This is a genomic window from Leifsonia sp. 10L418, from assembly GCF_056395445.1.
This window is the reverse complement of the sequence record NZ_JBFTJN010000003.1, coordinates 160187-177127: the sequence shown is the minus strand read 5'-3', so window position 1 is coordinate 177127 and position 16941 is coordinate 160187. Positions and strand designations below refer to the sequence as shown.

General features: G+C 65.1%; 17 protein-coding genes and 1 tRNA gene. 8 read left to right on the top strand and 10 right to left on the bottom strand.

Annotation, left to right across the window (positions count from 1 at the left end; all coding sequences use genetic code 11):
- Positions 1–28 precede the first annotated feature (28 nt).
- Both AC1DCF_RS08770 and AC1DCF_RS08765 read left to right on the top strand, forming a co-directional pair.
- Positions 29–1216 carry a ScyD/ScyE family protein gene (locus tag AC1DCF_RS08770; RefSeq protein ID WP_477210671.1) on the top strand — a complete coding sequence of 396 codons (1188 nt, stop codon included), beginning with the start codon at positions 29–31 and terminating at the stop codon, positions 1214–1216.
- 156 nt (positions 1217–1372) lie between these two features.
- A complete protein-coding gene (locus AC1DCF_RS08765; protein ID WP_477210670.1) occupies positions 1373–1906 on the top strand; it encodes a COG4315 family predicted lipoprotein in 534 nt (177 codons plus the stop codon).
- Here the strand turns inward: AC1DCF_RS08765 and AC1DCF_RS08760 are convergent.
- Positions 1900–2280 carry an A1S_2505 family phage non-structural protein gene (locus AC1DCF_RS08760; protein ID WP_477210669.1) on the bottom strand — a complete coding sequence of 127 codons (381 nt, stop codon included), beginning with the start codon at positions 2278–2280 and terminating at the stop codon, positions 1900–1902. The two genes, AC1DCF_RS08765 and AC1DCF_RS08760, sit on opposite strands and share 7 nt — an antisense overlap.
- A gap of 57 nt (positions 2281–2337) precedes the next feature.
- Complete coding sequence (locus tag AC1DCF_RS08755) at positions 2338–3060, bottom strand: VOC family protein (RefSeq protein ID WP_477210668.1); 723 nt, start codon at positions 3058–3060, stop codon at positions 2338–2340.
- A gap of 158 nt (positions 3061–3218) precedes the next feature.
- On the opposite strand from AC1DCF_RS08755, the gene AC1DCF_RS08750 reads away from it, so the two are divergent.
- Both AC1DCF_RS08750 and AC1DCF_RS08745 read left to right on the top strand, forming a co-directional pair.
- Positions 3219–3962 (top strand): phosphoribosyltransferase, encoded by a 744-nt coding sequence (locus tag AC1DCF_RS08750; protein WP_477210667.1) that lies wholly within the window; start codon positions 3219–3221, stop codon positions 3960–3962.
- A gap of 64 nt (positions 3963–4026) precedes the next feature.
- Positions 4027–5775, top strand: coding sequence for a bifunctional 3'-5' exonuclease/DNA polymerase (locus AC1DCF_RS08745; protein ID WP_477210666.1), 1749 nt, complete (start codon positions 4027–4029; stop codon positions 5773–5775).
- 15 nt (positions 5776–5790) lie between these two features.
- Here the strand turns inward: AC1DCF_RS08745 and AC1DCF_RS08740 are convergent, their stop codons facing one another.
- The gene (locus AC1DCF_RS08740) at positions 5791–6369 is read right to left on the bottom strand and encodes a PadR family transcriptional regulator (protein ID WP_477210665.1); all 579 of its coding nucleotides are present in this window, start codon (positions 6367–6369) and stop codon (positions 5791–5793) included.
- Between the two features lie 240 nt (positions 6370–6609).
- Between AC1DCF_RS08740 and AC1DCF_RS08735 the strand changes: the two genes are divergently transcribed.
- Positions 6610–7131, top strand: a complete 522-nt coding sequence (locus AC1DCF_RS08735; protein WP_477210664.1) for a DUF3145 domain-containing protein — start codon at positions 6610–6612, stop codon at positions 7129–7131.
- A gap of 190 nt (positions 7132–7321) precedes the next feature.
- Here the strand turns inward: AC1DCF_RS08735 and AC1DCF_RS08730 are convergent, their stop codons facing one another.
- From AC1DCF_RS08730 to aceE, 6 genes are all read right to left on the bottom strand, one after another.
- The gene (locus AC1DCF_RS08730; protein ID WP_477210663.1) at positions 7322–8557 is read right to left on the bottom strand and encodes a beta-ketoacyl-[acyl-carrier-protein] synthase family protein; all 1236 of its coding nucleotides are present in this window, start codon (positions 8555–8557) and stop codon (positions 7322–7324) included.
- 99 nt (positions 8558–8656) lie between these two features.
- A complete protein-coding gene (locus AC1DCF_RS08725; protein ID WP_179577782.1) occupies positions 8657–8905 on the bottom strand; it encodes an acyl carrier protein in 249 nt (82 codons plus the stop codon).
- 62 nt (positions 8906–8967) lie between these two features.
- On the bottom strand, positions 8968–9972 hold the full coding sequence (locus tag AC1DCF_RS08720; RefSeq protein ID WP_477210662.1) for a beta-ketoacyl-ACP synthase III: 1005 nt from the start codon (positions 9970–9972) through the stop codon (positions 8968–8970).
- A 63-nt stretch (positions 9973–10035) separates the two neighbouring features.
- On the bottom strand, positions 10036–10956 hold the full coding sequence (locus AC1DCF_RS08715; RefSeq protein WP_477210661.1) for an ACP S-malonyltransferase: 921 nt from the start codon (positions 10954–10956) through the stop codon (positions 10036–10038).
- A 163-nt stretch (positions 10957–11119) separates the two neighbouring features.
- Complete coding sequence (locus AC1DCF_RS08710) at positions 11120–12325, bottom strand: PucR family transcriptional regulator (RefSeq protein ID WP_441792233.1); 1206 nt, start codon at positions 12323–12325, stop codon at positions 11120–11122.
- A gap of 8 nt (positions 12326–12333) precedes the next feature.
- Positions 12334–15060 carry a pyruvate dehydrogenase (acetyl-transferring), homodimeric type gene (gene aceE, locus AC1DCF_RS08705; RefSeq protein WP_477210660.1) on the bottom strand — a complete coding sequence of 909 codons (2727 nt, stop codon included), beginning with the start codon at positions 15058–15060 and terminating at the stop codon, positions 12334–12336.
- A gap of 237 nt (positions 15061–15297) precedes the next feature.
- Here aceE and AC1DCF_RS08700 point away from each other — a divergent pair, with 237 nt between their 5' ends.
- Positions 15298–15765, top strand: a complete 468-nt coding sequence (locus tag AC1DCF_RS08700) for a peroxiredoxin (protein ID WP_441792235.1) — start codon at positions 15298–15300, stop codon at positions 15763–15765.
- A 3-nt stretch (positions 15766–15768) separates the two neighbouring features.
- Here the strand turns inward: AC1DCF_RS08700 and AC1DCF_RS08695 are convergent, their stop codons facing one another.
- A complete protein-coding gene (locus AC1DCF_RS08695) occupies positions 15769–16194 on the bottom strand; it encodes a DUF1003 domain-containing protein (protein ID WP_477210659.1) in 426 nt (141 codons plus the stop codon).
- Positions 16195–16334: 140 nt separating this feature from the next.
- On the opposite strand from AC1DCF_RS08695, the gene AC1DCF_RS08690 reads away from it, so the two are divergent.
- Positions 16335–16407: transfer RNA gene (locus AC1DCF_RS08690), tRNA-Val, on the top strand.
- A gap of 82 nt (positions 16408–16489) precedes the next feature.
- Positions 16490–16924, top strand: a complete 435-nt coding sequence (locus tag AC1DCF_RS08685) for a hypothetical protein (RefSeq protein ID WP_477210658.1) — start codon at positions 16490–16492, stop codon at positions 16922–16924.
- The last annotated feature ends 17 nt before the right edge of the window (positions 16925–16941 follow it).

Below are 16941 nucleotides of genomic sequence, written 5' to 3'. Positions count from 1 at the left end.
ATCACCCATCGAAAACAGGGAGGACTCAATGAAAAAGCCGTTGCTTGTTGCCGCAGTAAGTGCAATTGCGCTCGCCGCGATGACCGTTGCCGCACCGGCGCTCGCCGGCGGCCGCGATAGAAGCTCGCCCCCGCAACCAGGAACTCCGGTCACCCTCACGGACGGCCTCACTTCGCCGCTCAGCCTCGCCGTGCAGCGCGACGGAATCGTCTACACCACCCAGAACTTCATCGGGCAGCTCACCCAGGTGACGCAAAGCGGCACGGCTTCGGTTGCGGCGAGCGCGCCCGGTCAGGAGATCGGCGCTGTCTCGGAGCGGGGCGGCACCGTCTACTACGCACAGAACGCGATGGATCACAGCAGCTCTTCACTGATGAAGATGGAGAACGGCGGTGCACCGACCCCGGTTGCCGACCTCTGGGCCTACGAAAACTCAGCAAACCCCGACCAGATCAACACCTACGGGTTTGAGGGGTTGCCACAGGCCTGTGCCGATCAAATCGACCCTTCGGCTCCGCCATACCAACCGGCCAGCTACACCGGCGTCATTGACACCCACGCCTATGGAAGCGTGGCACTCGATGATGCGGTCTATGTGGCCGATGCCGGAGGCAACGACATCCTGAGAGTGGACTACGACGGCACCGTGTCGACGACCGCTGTTCTGCCACCCGCCGATCCGATCGTCGCCACTGCAGAAGTGGTGGCTCAATTTGGGTTGCCGACGTGCACTACGGGATACAACTACCGGTTTGAGCCGGTGCCGACGGATGTCGAGCTCGGCCCCGACGGGTGGCTGTACGTCACCTCACTTCCGGGTGGCCCGGAGTCGCAAGAACTCGGCGCCCGCGGCTCGGTTGTCAAGGTCGATCCTGACAGCGGAGAGGTTGTGAAGGTGGCCTCCGGATTCGGTGGAGCCACAGGGCTTGCCGTCTCGCCGAAGTCGGGAACCATCTATGTAGCCGAGCTGTTCGGTGGACCGACCGGCAGCGGCCAGATCTCGGTCATCCCGCGCGGGGCATCCACACCCTCGGTATTGCTGGCGCTGTCGTCACCGGCAGCCATCGAACTGCACAAGGGCAGCCTCTATGTCACGACCGACTCGTTCGTGCCCGACGCGACAGGGAACCCGCAACCGATCGGCAAGGTCACCATCGTTCCGCTGGGCGGCCCGGGCAGTCATGACGGTCAGGGCAGTCACGACGACAGCGACTAAGGAGGAGGAGCAGGGTCACCGCGGTCGGGAGAACGACGAATGACCCAACGCCCGGTTCAGCGAGTCGGCTGAACCGGGCGGCTTCATGTCTCGTGTTCATGAGTGGGGGTTGCCCATCGTCGGAGAAATCACAAACCGGGGGAGAAAGACCCACTCATGAACACGAAGATTCGAGGAGCACTCGTCGTCGGGGCGTTGGCCGTGCTGGCGCTCGCCGGATGCTCCCAAACCGGTGGGGGTGGTGGCTACGGCTCGACCCCCAGCTCGTCAAGCAGCTCCTCGTCGAGCAGTTCGTCGACGGCCATGCCCGGCGCCTCGACGGCGGCCCTCTCAACAGCGTCGAGTTCGCTCGGCATGATCGTCGTCGACGGCACAGGAATGACTGTCTACGTCTTCGACAACGACACGGCCAATTCCGGCAAGAGCGCCTGCGAAGGCAACTGCCTTGCGAGTTGGCCGCCGGTGACGACCACGGGTACCCCGACGGCTGAGGGAGTCACCGGCACGCTCGGCACCATCACTCTCCCCGACGGAAAAGATCAGGTGACTCTCAATGGGCTTCCGCTCTACCGTTATGCGGCAGACACGGCAGCCGGCGATGTGAACGGGCAGGGAGTCGGCGGAATCTGGTGGGTGGTCGGTCCCGACGGGGCCAAGGTCACAACCCCGGCAGCGGGCGGCGGCTACTGAGTCGTCCCTGGCTCACCGGACTCACCGAGTTCACGTATGAAACGGTCGGGAAGCACCACATTGCTGGTGCTTCCCGCAAAGAGCGGCGCGATCTGGTGCGGCTGGTACCCCGCGATCCCGCAGCCGATCGCGGTGACCAAGAAACGCAGTTCCGGATGCGCCGCGGCAAACTCGAGAAACCCAGCCACCTCCTGCTCGATCACGGGCAAGCCGCTCATCGTGTCGATGCCGTAGCTCTGTCCGTGCAAGCCGTGGCCTTCGCCCCAGACGGCGCCGAATCGCTCCCAGGCCAGACGAGCGGCGCCCCCACCGTGCGCGCCGGCGGCGTTCGAGCCGAAAACGAAGACTTCGTTCGGAGCCAGTGTTGTGATCATCGGTGTCCCTTCAGTCAGGCCTGCTCGTCAGGCACGGTGGGTCACAACGTCAGTGGGTCACAAGGTCAGTGACGTGAGCTTGAAGAATGACCCGCCCGGGTCGGTAGCGCCGGCGAGCCGACCGAACGGAGTGTCTTCGGCCTCTTCGACGATGCTTCCGCCCAACTCGACGATCCGTGCCAGGGTGGCATCGACATCCGCTGAGCCGAAATAGACCTGCCAGCTTGACGGCACGCCCTCCGGCAGAAATCCGTGGGCGTCCATGATCCCGGCCAACTGTTCGGGCCCGGAGACCTGCACGGTGTAGCGGAATTCGTCGGTGTCTCCGGTGATCTCCGTTTGCCAACCGAAGACCTTCTGATAGAACGGCACGACGGCCGGGTAATCGCGGGTGTGCAATTCATGCCAGTACGCCGTTCCCGCCAGGCCATGTGCGGCGAACCCGGTGAGCTCATTCGGTTCCCACACTCCGATCGAGGCGCCGCCGGGGTCGGCGATCACGGCCATCCGACCGAGCGTCACCACGTCCATGGGCTGCAGCAGGATGGTTCCGGCCGCCGACTCCGCAGCGGACACTGTCGCATGGATGTCGACGCTCGACAGGTAGGTAGACCAGCCATCGGGATACCCGGAATCTGCCTCGTTCTTCATCAGCCCGGCAACGATGGCGTCGCCCTGGTACAAGCTGATGTAGCCGCCGTACTCCTCGCCGCCCTGTTCAGCGCGCCAGCCGAAGATGTCGCCGTAAAACGACACGGCACGATCGGTGTCAGAACTCATCAGATCGATCCAACACGGTGCGCCAAGAGGGGCGGTATATCGAGGTGCCATGGGAATCTCCTTTGACTCGTGGTCAGGGTAGCGGGGCGATGCGGACCGAGCGTAGCGCCCCCTGTCGTTCCTCTCAACCCGGGCTAGGCTTTCGACAAGGAAGCGAAATGGTGATGTTCAGCGACCGCAGACAAGCCGGGCGTCGACTCGCGACGCGACTTGTCGCGTTGCACCTCGACGATCCGATCGTGCTCGCCCTGCCGCGCGGCGGCGTTCCGGTCGCCCTGGAGGTGGCGCGGGCACTGGCAGCGCCATTCGATCTGCTGATCGTGCGAAAGATCGGTGCCCCCGGGTATCCGGAAGTGGCGCTCGCGGCAGTGGCGGATGCGGCGGATCTGCCCGGCGGCGCAGCGCGCGACGGTCTCGCTCACGACGCTGACGCGTGGGACGCCGATGCTCGGGACGATGCGGCACTCCCCGACACCGAGGCGCCGACCATCGTGAATCTCGACGTGTTCCGGGCCACGGGCAGCGACGTTCAGGGACTCGATGCGGGCCGCACCCGTGAGCTCGCGGAGATCGAGCGGCGTCGGCGACGCTATCGCGGTGACCGCCCGACTCTCCCGGTGCGCGGACGGGAGGTCGTGGTCGTCGATGACGGGGTGGCGACGGGCGCCACGGCAAAGGCGGCGGTTGCCGTGTTGCGACGGGAGGGCGCCGCACGGGTCGTGCTCGCGGTTCCGGTTGCGCCGGCCGATCAGCTCGATGAACTGGCTGAGGTGGTTGACGCCCTCGTGGTCGTGGAGGCGCCCCATGTCTTCTGGGCCATCGGGCAGTTCTATTCGGACTTTCACCAGTTGAGCGATGAGGAGACGTTGGCCTTGCTCGCGGAGGCCTGGGGCGAGAGCTGACGGGTCGAGCCAACGTTCAGACGTGTGGTGATGCCGTGTCAGTGGTCCGGGAGAGAATTGCAGTGTGTATCGCGTCGTGAGTGAGTCGGGTAGTGGGGGAGTCCTCGTGCAGAGCGTCGAACTCACCGCTGACGGCGTCGCTCCATCGGCCGCGCCCCAGACCTTCACCGAGGCGGAGTTTCACGCGTACGTGCTGGGCGAGGAGCCCGACGCCACCCGGTGGGTCTGGGACGACACCGCACGGTGGTATCCGGGATTGCTGCGGGCGGGCATCCGTGTGCAGCGCGCCCACGACTTGCGACTCTCTCACGCAATCCTGCGCAACTCCGAGTTGACCGCAGACAGCGGTCTGGCTCGTGCCGCACCCACCCAGTGGGATGGCGCGTCGGCGATCGCCGACGCCTCCGCCGTCGCGCCGGCCACACTCTTCGATTTCTTCGCATCCGAACCCGGCTCAAGCGACTCCGATGATTCCGAATCCGCCGACGGCGATGCTCTGGCCGAGTTCACCCGCCAAATGGATGCCGTCGCGACGTCGGCAGAACCGGCCGGACTGCGTCTTCTCCTGGCCGCGGAGTCGGTGGGCGCCCTGATCGCGGCAGAGATGCAGTTCGCCGGGCTTCCGTGGCGCACCGACATCCACGCTCAGCTGCTCACCGCTGAACTCGGGCCCCGGGTGCCGTACGGCACCCGGCCGAGCCGGCTCGAGCAGTTGGCCGGCCAGATTCGCACGGCACTCGGCGACCCCGTGCTGAACCCCGATTCGCCGCAAGACGTCTTGAAATCGCTGCAGCGGGCTGGGCTCCGGGTGACGTCCACTCGAGCCTGGGAGCTGCAGGAGCTCACGCACCCGGTCATCGCGCCGCTACTGGAGTACAAGAAGCGCTCGCGCCTGCTCACCGCGAACGGCTGGTATTGGATGGACACCTGGATCGTCGACGGCAGATTCCGGCCAGACTACGTTCCGGGCGGCGTCGTGACCGGGCGCTGGGCAGCCAAGGGCGGCGGCGCCCTCCAGCTACCCAAGCAGGTGCGCGGAGCCGTCGTCGCCGATGACGGCTGGAAGCTGGTGGTGGCCGACGCCGCGCAGCTGGAGCCGCGCATCCTTGCCGCGCTCTCCCGTGACATGGCGATGGCTGATGCCGGACGCGGCACCGACCTCTACGCCGGAATTGTCGCGCGTGGCGTCGTTGAGACGCGCGATCAGGCGAAGATTGCGATGCTCGGCGCCATGTACGGGGCGACATCCGGCGAGAGCGGCAGGCTGCTGCCGAGCCTGGCGAAGGCGTACCCGCGGGCGCTCGCGTTGACCGAGGCCGCGGCACGTGCCGGCGAACGCGGCGACGTCGTGTCGACCCGTCTCGGTCGCTCCTCGCCGCGCCCGGGCGAACGATGGCTGGCCACCCAGGCGCAAGCGTACGACCCCGCCGCCTCCTCGACCGACGAGCGGCGTGCACGCAGCGAGGCGCGCGATTGGGGACGCTTCACCCGCAACTTCATTGTGCAAGGAAGCGCCGCGGAATGGGCGCTGTGCTGGATGGCCGAGATTCGCAAGGCGTTGCTCGTGCTCGGCGTCCAACATCCGCAACCGGAGTCAACGGGCGCAGCGGCCGGGCCCTTCAGTGAAGCACCGCACCTCGTCTTCTTCTTGCACGATGAGGTGATCGTGCATGCACCGGCCGAACGAGTCGAGCAGGTGGTGGCGCTCATCCATGAGGCTGCGGCCCGGGCCGGCCGGTTGTTGTTCGGTGATTTCCCCGTTGACTTTCCGCTGACCGTCGCCGTCGTCGACAGCTACGCAGACGCGAAGTAGCAGGCGGGCGAACGGTCAGCCCGCGCTCTCCTGCACGTCGGTCACGTGTGCCGGCCGGCGGCCCCGCCGCGGGCGTTCGTCGCTCAGCTCACGCTCGAACGAACCGGGTTCGGAGGCACTGATTGCCGTCGCAGCCGCATCCAGCCAGGCCAGCGCCGCGGCGGCAAGGGCCGTCTCTGCCGCGGCGACCAGCCGTTCCTGTTCGTTCTCCGCCGGGCGCTCAGGGCTGGCCGACCAGGCTCGGCGGTAGGCCGCAATGATCTCAAGCGCATCAATCTCGGGCAGCGACGAGGCAATCAGCACTCGGTCAAGACACTCCGACCATTCCTCGCCGGCCACACTTGACGTGTCGTGTAGCCAGGCGAGCGCTTCACGGCGGCCGGGCTCGGCCAGCCGATAGAGCGGCAGGCCGTCATCGGTCACCCCGGCGGCGTCTACCGCTCCCTGCGTGACCAGGCGGTCGAGGGTGGCGTAGATCTGACCCACATTGACGGTCCGTCGCGCTCCGGTGCGTGAGCGCAGTTCAACATGAAGTTGAAATCCGTAGGCCGGGCCGAGAGTCAGGATCGCGAGAAGACTGCTTCGAACTGACATCGGGGCTCCTGATCAACTGACCGCTGAATATATACCGAATATACATAATTGCGCGGGTGCGGAGCTGAACGTTGCAGAACTGACGACGACACGCAGGTACATTTCCGCGGTTGTGGTCCTCGGAAGCGGTAGGGCATAATCAGCTAACGGCCTCACCGCCGCATAATTTCACAGCATTGCCGAATCAGATTCGTTTCGAGGTCGTTGGGGAAGACGCACCTCACCAGAACGGAGAAATTGATGACGGCAGCACAAACCCGTCAGGTACCCACTGCACGGGGAGTTATTTATGTTCACTCGGCACCGCGAGCGCTCTGCCCGCACGTCGAGTGGGCGGTTGGTCGAGCGCTCGGCGAGGCGGCGAATTTTGCCTGGTCTGAGCAACCGGTCCTGAAGGATGCCCAGCGCGCCGAGTATTACTGGGAGGGCGTACCCGGTACCGGGGCCTCTCTCGCGTCAGCCCTGCGCGGTTGGGAACACCTCCGCTATGAGGTGACGGAAGATCCCGGTCCCGGCACGGATGGCGGGCGTTGGCTGCACACGCCCGATCTCGGGATCTACTTCGCTCAGACCGACGCGGTGGGCAACATCGTGATCCCCGAAGATCGGCTGCGCAGTGCGCTCGAGCTGGCCGGGATGAACGTGCGCGAGTTGCATCGGGAGCTCCGCTTGGTGCTTGGTCAGGCCTGGGACGACGAGCTTGAGCCGTTCCGGCACGCCAGTGACATGAACTCAATTGTCTGGCTGCACAACGTGGGCTGAGATCGAGTATTCTGCCTGAACTTGCGGTTCAGGTTGCGTGGCGTCACATGCGCAGGTCGGTGGAAATGTCCCGGTCGTACACAGACGAAACGCCCTGAACCGCATCGAAGAAAAGACCCCGCCGGTGGCTTCCCGGCGGGGTCTTTCTGTGGGTGCTCCAGTCGGAGCGTGGCGGTGCGAGTGTTCGAGGTTAGACGCTGCGGAACGCGACGACCGCGTTGTGTCCGCCGAAGCCGAAGGAGTTGCTGATCGCCAGCAGGTCTCCGGCCGGCAGTGCACGCGGCGACGTCACAACATCCAGCGGAATCGCCGGGTCCTGCTCGGTCAGGTTGATCGTCGGCGGGGCCATGCGCTCGTGCAGGGCCTTCACGGTGAAGAGGGCTTCGATCGCTCCGGCGCCACCGAGAAGGTGGCCGGTCGAGGCCTTCGTCGCCGAAACGGGGATGCCGTCGAGCAGGTCGCCGAAGACGCGACGCAGTGCGTTGTACTCGGCGATGTCACCGACCGGGGTGCTGGTGGCGTGGGCGTTGATGTGGGAGACATCCGCCAGGCTGGCACCGGCGTTCTGGATAGTCGTGAGCATCGCCCGTGCCGCGGCGGAACCCTCGGGATCCGGCGCGGTGATGTGGTACGCGTCGCTGGTGATCGAACCGCCGAGCAGTTCGGCGTAGATGCGAGCGCCGCGGGCGAGAGCGTGCTCTTCGGTTTCGACGACGAGCGCAGCTGCGCCCTCGCCGAGCACGAAGCCGTCACGTGTCAGGTCGTACGGACGTGAGGCGGTGGCCGGGTCGTCGTTGCGCTTCGACAGCGCCTGCATCGCGGCGAACGACGCGATCGGCAGCGGGTGAATCGCGGCCTCGGAACCACCGGCGATGATCACATCGGCCAGGCCCGCCTGCAGGCGGTCATACGCGTTGACGAGGGCTTCGGTGCTGGACGCGCAGGCCGAGACGACGGTGCGGATGCCGGCACGTGCGTGCAGGTCCATGCCGATTGCTGCTCCGGGGCCGTTCGGCATGAGCATCGGAACGGTCATCGGCAAGACACGGCGGGGACCGCGTTCGCGCAGGGTGTCCCACGCGTCGAGCAGGGTCCAGACTCCGCCGATGCCGGTTGACCAGTCAACGGCGAGGCGTTCGGGGTCAACCTCAGGCGAGCCGGCATCCGCCCAGGCTTCACGCCCGGCGATCAGAGCAAACTGGCTGGAGGGGTCGAGGCGCTTGGTCTCGTGACGTTCGAGCACAGAGCTGGGGGAGACCTTGGCCTGAGCGGCGAAGGTCACCGGGAGCTGCGTTTCAGCAACCCACGGATAGTCGAGGGGGCTCGCGCCTGAGGCGCCGGCGAGCAGGGCGGACCAGCTGTCGGCGGCCGTGCCGCCGAGCGGGGAGGTCGCACCGATGCCGGTGATAACGATCTTTTTGGTCATAACGGTCAACTCTCCAAGGAACGGGGTAACACGAAGGGGCATGCCCCAGGGAGAGCTGGCCGACCGGTTTCCCGGCCGACCCGCTCTCGATACGAGGTCTTAGTCCTGTGCCTTGACGATGAACTCGACGGCGTCGCCGACGGTCTTGAGGTTCTTGACCTCTTCGTCGGGGATCTTCACATCGAACTTCTCTTCTGCGTTGACGACGATGGTCATCATTGAGATGGAGTCGATGTCGAGGTCGTCGGTGAACGACTTACCCAGCTCAACCGAGTCGGTTGCAATGCCGGTCTCGTCGTTGATGAGCTCGGCCAGGCCGGCAAGAACTTCTTCGGTGGACAATGCCATTTTTTTCTCCTTGGGGGGTGTCTCGTTTGACCGAGACCTAGTTTAGGGGGACGGGGGAGGCCTTAAGGCAGAACGACGACCTGCGCGCCGAAGACAAGACCGGCTCCGAAGCCGATCTGCAGGGCGAGACCGCCGCTGAGTTCAGGGTTTTCTTCGAGCAGACGGTGGGTTGCCAGCGGGATCGAGGCGGCCGAAGTGTTGCCGGTGGTTGCGATGTCACGGGCGATCACGACGGATGCCGGCAGCTTCAGCTGCTTCGCGAACTCGTCAATGATGCGCATGTTCGCCTGGTGCGGAATGAATGCGGCCAGGTCGTCGCTGGTGATTCCGGCGGCGTCGAGCGCCTGCTTGGCCACCTTGGCCATGTCCCAGACTGCCCAACGGAAGACCGTCTGGCCTTCCTGGCGCAGCGTCGGCCACTCGGATTCGCCGCGACGGAACTCGGCCAGCGTGTGGTTCATCGCCACAGCGCCGGCCTTCGATCCGTCGGAGCCCCAGACGGTGCTGGAGATGCCCGGGAATTCGCTCGGACCGATGACGACAGCGCCCGCGCCGTCGCCCAGAAGGAAGGAGATGCTCCGGTCGGTCGGGTCGACGACATCCGAGAGCTTCTCGGCGCCGATGACGAGCGCGTAGTGAGCGGCGCCGGAACGGATCAGCGCGTCGGCCTGAGCCACCGCGTAGGCGTAGCCGGCGCAGGCGGCGTTCATGTCGTAGGCGGCAGCCGGGTTGGCACCGACGGAGTCGGCCACGACGGCGGCGATCGACGGGGTCTGCTGAATGTTGCTGATGGTGGCCACGATCACGAGGTCGATGAGCTCGGGGGCGATGCCGGAGCGTTCGATGGCCTCACGGGCGGCATCCGTGGCGAGGTCGACGGCGTTGATGTCGCGGCTCGCACGAGTGCGGGTGATGATGCCCGTGCGCTGCTGAATCCACTCGTCGGAGGAGTCGATCGGACCGACCAGCTCGTCGTTCGGAACGATCAGGTCGCCGCGGGCGGCGCCGACGGAGAGGATGCGGGTGAACGCGGGGCCGTGCGACTGTACAAGGAGGGGCTTCGTCATGGGTATCTCTTGGTCGAGGGCTGGGTGGGCCGGGCTGTGTGGGCCGGGATGGGGGAGGAGCGATCAGGCGTGCTGATCGATCAGCTCCCAGGCGGCGGGAAGGTCATCCGGAGTGCGGATGGCCACGCTGGGAATGCCCTTCAATGCACGTTTGGCGAGTCCCACCAGGGCGCCGGCGGGGGCGACCTCGATGATTCCGGTCACGCCGGCCTCCGAGAAGGCGGCCATGCACAAGTCCCACCGTACCGGCGACGACACCTGGCCGACGAGAAGCTCGACGAATCGGGAGCCACTTGTCACGCGGCTCCCATCGTTGTTCGTCCAGATGGGAAGAGTGGGATCGTTCGTCTGCAAACCGGTCGCGACCTCGGCAAGACGCTCGACGGCGGGCTTCATATACCGGGTGTGGAATGCGCCGGCCACCTGAAGGGGAATCACTCGGGCGCGTGTCGGCGGGTTCTCGGCCAGGGCGGCGAGGGCGTCAGGTGCGCCGGCGACGACGATCTGTCCGCCGCCGTTGAAGTTGGCCGGTTCGAGACCGAGCTCGTCGAGGCGCGTAAGAAGTTCGGCTTCATCGCCGCCGAGGACCGCGCTCATGCCGGTCGGCGTCAGAGCGGCGGCCGCCGCCATTGCCGCACCGCGCTCGCGCACGAAACGCACGGCCTCAGCATCACTGAGGATGCCGGCACCTGCTGCGGCGGTGAGCTCGCCGACCGAGTGCCCGGCGATGCCGGCGACACGCTCACGACGGCCGTCGGCGAGCAGCGCTTTGAGGGTGAGGAGACCGGCGGCGACGATCAGCGGTTGGGCAATTGCTGTGTCGCGGATGGTGTCGGCATCGCTGGTCGTGCCGTGGGCAACCAGATCGAGTCCGACCGCGTCGGAAATCGCGCGCAGGTCTGCGGCGAAATCGGGGCGTTCCAGCCAGGGTGCGAGGAAACCGGGGGTTTGCGAGCCCTGTCCAGGGCAAACGACGACAATCACCTGACTAGTCTCTCAATCCTGTCGGAGGACGGTGTGTTGACACTCCACCAAGAATTGGCGTATCCCTTGTGGGAACACTCAGACGCTCGGTGATCGAGCCACTCCGGTGATCGAGCTTGTCGAGATCCGGTGACCTGGTCTCGACAAGCTCGACCAACGAACGCTAGCGCCGCCGCGTCGACCCGTCGTGATCGCTGATCGAGCCGAGAATCAATGCCGACTGCAGGATCAGCGCCTCCCGGGCGCCGGTCGCGTCGTAGCCGATCACCTCGGAGACCCGCTTCAGGCGGTAGCGCACCGTGTTCGGGTGCACGAAGAGCTCCCGCGCTGTCGCCTCAAGTGAACGACCGTTGTCGAGGTAGCACCACAGTGTCGTCAGAAGTTCGGTGGAGTGAGCCTGTAGCGGTCGATAGATGCGGTGAATCAAGGTGGCGCGAGCGAGCGGGTCGCCCGCCAGAGCGCGCTCCGGCAGCAAGTCGTCTGCCTGCACCGGCCGTGGAGCGTTGCGCCAGGAACGGGCGACGGCGAAACCGGCAAGGGCCGCCTTGGCGCTCTTCGACGCATCGACGAGGTTCGGAACCTCGTGGCCGAGCACGAGATGCCCCGGCCCGAAGTTGGGCTCGAGTGCCATCGCGATTTCCATGAAGGTCAGCGTGGCTGCGGTGCCGATCGCGTCGTCGCTGTCGACCGGGGTCGGGTGCGCGCGGCCGATCACCAGAACCAGCCGGTTGCCCTGCACTCCGATCAGAACGTCGGCCGACATGTGGCGGGCGGCGCGACGCAACTGGTCGACGTCCAGCATTTTGGGGGTGGTGCCGACGAGCACACACGCTTCGCCGTGACCGTGCCAGCCCAGAGCAGCGATGCGGCTCGGTAGCTCATCGTCATATTCCCCGGAGAGAATGGAGTCGACGACGAGGGCTTCAAGGCGGGCGTCCCAGAGGCCGCGGGCCTCGGCGGCGCGAGCGTAGACATCCGCCGAGGCGAATGCAATCTCCCGGGAGTAGAGCAGGATCGCTTCACGGAGAAGCTCGCCGCCCTCCTTCACCCGTTCTTCGACGACCTCGACGGTCACACGAATGAGTTGAAGAGTCTGCTGCAGGCTGATCGACCGCAGCAGTTCACGTGGGGCGGCGCCGAAGACGTCGGCAGCAATCCAGGGTGTCGACTTGGGGTCGTCGAACCAGGAGATGAACGAGGTGATCCCCGCTTGCGCGACAAGGCCGACGGCGGACCGCCGCCCTGGTGGCATTTCGCCATACCAGGGCAGCGTGTCCTCGAGTCGCTTGAGTGTCGCTGTCGACAGCTCGCCTGAAATCGTTCGAAGCCAGGCGAGCGTCTGCTCTTTCGTCTTGGGCGCCGGTGCCACGGTGTGAGTTAGCTCTCGCCCCCGGCAGAGCCGGTGGTTCCAGCGTTCACGTCGTGCAGCTGGTACTTCTCGATTGCTGCGGCGACCACGCTGCGGTCGATCTTGCCCTGACGGGCGAGCAACTGGAGGGTGCGCACGACCATCGACGGGCTGTCGATCTTGAAGTAGCGACGTGCTGCGGCGCGGGTGTCGGAGAATCCGAAGTCGTCGGCACCCAGCGTTGCGAAGTCGCCGGGAACGAACTGGCGAATCTGGTCGGGTACCGCGTGCATGTGGTCGGAGACCGCAACGAACGGGCCTTCGGCTCCGGCGAGCTTCTCGGTGACGTAGGCCGTGCGCTCGGCAGCTTCGGGGTAGAGGAAGTTGTGCTCCTCTGCCGCGAGGCCGTCGCGACGCAGCTCGGTCCACGAGGTGACAGACCAGACATCGGCCGATACACCCCAGTCGTTGGCGAGAAGCTGCTGGGCTTCGAGGGCCCACGGCACCGAAACACCGGATGCCATCAACTGCGCCTTCGGACCGGCGACGGTCGACTGGTTCAAGCGGTAGATCCCGCGCAGAATGCCGTCGACATCCACGTTCTCGGGCTCGGCCGGCTGCACCAGGGGCTCGTTGTAGAGCGTGATGTAGTACATCACGTTCGGGTCGGAGTGGGTGCCGCCGTACATGCGGTCGAGGCCGGCGCGCATGATGTGGCCGATCTCGTAACCGTAGGCCGGGTCGTAGGAGACCATGGCCGGGTTTGTCGAAGCGAGCAGGTGCGAGTGGCCGTCGGCGTGCTGCAGGCCTTCACCGGTGAGGGTGGTGCGACCGGCCGTGGCGCCCATGATGAATCCGCGAGCCATCTGGTCGCCGGCAGCCCACATGGCGTCGCCCGTGCGCTGGAAACCGAACATGGAGTAGAACACGTAGATCGGAATGAGAACTTCACCCTGGGTGGAGTACGAGGTTCCGACATTCGTGAACGCAGCCATGGCGCCGGCTTCGTTGATGCCGACGTGCAGGATCTGGCCCTGCGGGCTCTCCTTGTACGACAGCAGCAGTTCGCGGTCGACCGAGGTGTAGTGCTGGCCGTTCGGGTTGTAGATCTTGGCGTTCGGGAAGAACGCGTCGATGCCGAACGTGCGGGCCTCGTCGGGGATGATCGGCACGATGCGGTTGCCGAACTCCTTCGACCGCAACAGGTCTTTCAGCAGACGAACGAACGCCATGGTGGTGGCGATCTCCTGCGTGCCGGAGCCCTTCTTGGCGATCGCGTAGGTCGAGTCGTCCGGCAGGTTCACCTGGGTGTACTTGGTGCGGCGTTCCGGCAGGTATCCACCGAGTTCGCGGCGGCGTTCGTGCATGTACTCGATCGCCGGGTCCGACGCGCCGGGGGTGTAGTACGGCGGCAGGTAGGGGTTCTCTTCAAGCTGAGCGTCGGTGATCGGCACGTGCATGCTGTCACGGAAGGTCTTGAGGTTCTCCAGCGTCATCTTCTTCATCTGGTGGGTCGCGTTGCGGCCCTCGAAGCTCGGTCCGAGGCCGTAGCCCTTGACGGTCTTCGCCAGAATGACGGTCGGCTGGCCCTTGTGCTCTGATGCAGCCTTGAACGCGGCGTAGACCTTGCGGTAGTCGTGGCCACCGCGCTTGAGGTTCCAGATCTGGTCGTCGGTGTAGCCCTCGACGAGCTTGAGTGCACGCGGGTCGCGACCGAAGAAGTTCTCGCGGATGTATGCGCCGCTCTCGGCCTTGTAGGTCTGGTAGTCGCCGTCGGGGGTGACGTTCATCAGGTTGAGGAGGGCGCCATCGGTGTCGCGGGTGAGCAGGTCGTCCCACTCGCGGCCCCAAACGACCTTGATGACGTTCCAGCCGGCACCGCGGAAGAAGCTCTCGAGCTCCTGAACGATCTTGCCGTTACCGCGCACCGGGCCGTCGAGGCGCTGCAGGTTGCAGTTGATGATGAAGTTGAGGTTGTCGAGACCTTCGTTGGCGGCAACCTGAAGCTGACCGCGGCTTTCGACCTCGTCCATCTCGCCGTCGCCGAGGAAGGCCCAGACCTGCTGGTCGCTGGCATCCTTGATGCCACGGTTGGTCAGGTACTTGTTTGCCTGTGCCTGATAGATCGCGTTGATCGGTCCGAGACCCATCGACACGGTCGGGAACTGCCAGAACTCGGGCATCAGACGCGGGTGCGGGTAGGACGACAGTCCGCCGCCGACGTGTGACTTCTCCTGGCGGAAACCGTCGAGCTGGTTGGCGCTCAGGCGTCCTTCGAGGAAGGCGCGGGCATACGTGCCGGGGGAGGCGTGACCCTGGATGAAGACCTGGTCGCCGCCGCCGGGGTGGTTCTGGCCACGGAAGAAGTGGTTGAACCCAACTTCGTAAAGCGCGGCAGACGATGCGTACGTGGCGATGTGGCCACCGACGGCAATACCGGGGCGCTGGGCGCGGTGCACGAGCATCGCTGCGTTCCAACGAATCCAGGCGCGGTAGCGGCGTTCAACGTCTTCGTCGCCGGGGAACGCTGGTTCGTTCTCTGCGGCGATCGTATTGATGTAGTCGGTGGTCGGCACCATGGGCACGCCCAGGTGAAGTTCTTTGGACCGCTTGAGCAGGCTGAGCATGATCTCTCGACCTCGCTCATGGCCATGTTCGGCGACAAGCGCATCCAGCGATTCCGACCATTCGGCCGTTTCTTCTGGATCTGCGTCGGTGTTGTCCATCGAGTACGGGTCCTGGTCGTTGACAGTCACACTCGACCTCTCTGTGTTGGGCAGGTCGTGCCTGGGTTTCGTGCCGCATATCTGGGTGGGTCGGATCACGACCATCGGCACCACCCGCCAGCCTACTGATTCTTGCTGAACTCCGCGTACGCGCCGCAGCATCCTCGGTGCTCCCAGCGACCGTTCTTGGTTCCCGCAGCTGCCCGGACTAGGCTGTGCAGCTTGGCTTGCCACGGGTTCACCGTGGCGCGGAAAGGACGTTGCGCCATGGCACTGGAGAACGACACCCAGGCACCCGATTTTGTACTTACCAACCAGTTCGGACAGTCAGTCCAGCTCAGTCAGTTCCGGGGTGAGAAGTCAGTCGCGCTGGTCTTTTTCCCGCTGGCATTCTCGGGAATCTGTAGCAATGAGCTGTGCGAGCTGCGTGACAATCTGTCGCTCTTCGCCGACAGCGGCGTCGAACTGATCGGCATTTCCGTTGACTCCCGGCACACCCTTCGTGCGTGGGGCGAGCAGGAAGGCTATGAGTTCAGCCTGCTCGCCGACTTCTGGCCGCACGGCGGCGTGGCGAAGGAATACGGAGTGTTCCTTGATGCAAAGGGATTCGCTAATCGCGCGACCTTCCTGATCGACCAGAGCGGCATCATCCGTGCCAGTTTCATCACGGCCCCCGGTGAAGCACGTTCACTGGCCGCCTACCGGGCGGCGCTCGACGAGCTGCAGCCGGCCTAGCTGCTACGCCTCCGAGCCGACACGCTCGGCCGCGAGCAAGCGGTGCAACTCGGTGATCATCTCAGTCTGACCATGAGCGATGGTCATCAACTTGTCGATCGAAGCTTTGGCCGCGAGGTTCGTGTCATAGTCGTGCTGAGCCAAAGCGGCAGAGATTCCGTCTTGTCTTTTCGCGGCGATGAGCAGGATTGCGCCCTGCAGACCCGCCAGCATGCTGAGAAACAGGTTCAGCAGAATGAATGGGTAGGGGTCCCATTTGCTGTCATTCGGGAGCGCAATATTGATTGCGGCCCAGATGAGCATGATGCCGATGAATCCGCCGACGAACGGCCAGCTGCCCATGCCGTTGCGCATGATGTCGGCCGCACGAGCCCCACGACTCAGCGATTGGTTGTGTTTGGCGTGCCAGGTGAGTCCGTTGGTGGTCATGCGTCATCGTAGAACACAGCGGCGAACGTGCTGGAGTACACCCTGCGACGCGCGCGAGTTGCGAGCTCGATTCTGATCGGGCCCGGCGGATTGGCTAGGATGTAAACAACCTGATTCGCCACGTGAGTGGCTGGTTGTCAGGGCCTTTAGCTCAGCTGGTAGAGCGCCACGTTTACACCGTGGATGTCATCGGTTCGATCCCGGTAGGGCCCACAGCAGGAAGAAAGAATGGTCAGAGGCGGTGTTTCCGCCTCTGACCTTTTCTGTTTCCGGAGGCGGGAGTAGCCTCACCGCCATGACAAGTCGGGCCATCACCTCGTTTCTGGCCGCAGGAGCACTCCTGACGGCACTGATCACCTCCGGATGCACGATGAGCGAACCGCCCACGGCATCACCGGTGGCTTCGCCGGCGGTGTGTGGCGCGGTCGAATCGCTCAAGCAGTCGGTCTCTGACGTCAAGAACGTCGCGCTCGACCAGGGCGCGCTGGCGGAGCTGCAGACCAAGCTCACCCAGGTGCAGACCGACCTGAGTCAGGTCAAGGCCGACGCCAAAGATCAGTACGCCACCGAGATCGACGCCGTCGAGCAGGCTTCCGCATCGGTCGGCTCAAGCATTGACGCGGCCACGGCCGCGCCGACGGTCGAGTCTCTGACCGCCGTCGGCACAGCGGTCAAGACACTGGGCACCTCGTTGACAACGCTGACGGATGCGGTGAAGAGCACCTGCTGAGCGGGCCGAAGCCGCGA

Coding starts and splice junctions, on each gene's coding strand:
- AC1DCF_RS08770 (WP_477210671.1), top strand. CDS start 29: ATGAAAAAGCCGTTGCTTGTTGCCGCAGTAAGTGCAATTGCGCTCGCC.
- AC1DCF_RS08765 (WP_477210670.1), top strand. CDS start 1,373: ATGAACACGAAGATTCGAGGAGCACTCGTCGTCGGGGCGTTGGCCGTG.
- AC1DCF_RS08760 (WP_477210669.1), bottom strand. CDS start 2,280: ATGATCACAACACTGGCTCCGAACGAAGTCTTCGTTTTCGGCTCGAAC.
- AC1DCF_RS08755 (WP_477210668.1), bottom strand. CDS start 3,060: ATGAGTTCTGACACCGATCGTGCCGTGTCGTTTTACGGCGACATCTTC.
- AC1DCF_RS08750 (WP_477210667.1), top strand. CDS start 3,219: ATGGTGATGTTCAGCGACCGCAGACAAGCCGGGCGTCGACTCGCGACG.
- AC1DCF_RS08740 (WP_477210665.1), bottom strand. CDS start 6,369: ATGTCAGTTCGAAGCAGTCTTCTCGCGATCCTGACTCTCGGCCCGGCC.
- AC1DCF_RS08735 (WP_477210664.1), top strand. CDS start 6,610: ATGACGGCAGCACAAACCCGTCAGGTACCCACTGCACGGGGAGTTATT.
- AC1DCF_RS08730 (WP_477210663.1), bottom strand. CDS start 8,557: ATGACCAAAAAGATCGTTATCACCGGCATCGGTGCGACCTCCCCGCTC.
- AC1DCF_RS08725 (WP_179577782.1), bottom strand. CDS start 8,905: ATGGCATTGTCCACCGAAGAAGTTCTTGCCGGCCTGGCCGAGCTCATC.
- AC1DCF_RS08720 (WP_477210662.1), bottom strand. CDS start 9,972: ATGACGAAGCCCCTCCTTGTACAGTCGCACGGCCCCGCGTTCACCCGC.
- AC1DCF_RS08700 (WP_441792235.1), top strand. CDS start 15,298: ATGGCACTGGAGAACGACACCCAGGCACCCGATTTTGTACTTACCAAC.
- AC1DCF_RS08695 (WP_477210659.1), bottom strand. CDS start 16,194: ATGACCACCAACGGACTCACCTGGCACGCCAAACACAACCAATCGCTG.
- AC1DCF_RS08685 (WP_477210658.1), top strand. CDS start 16,490: ATGACAAGTCGGGCCATCACCTCGTTTCTGGCCGCAGGAGCACTCCTG.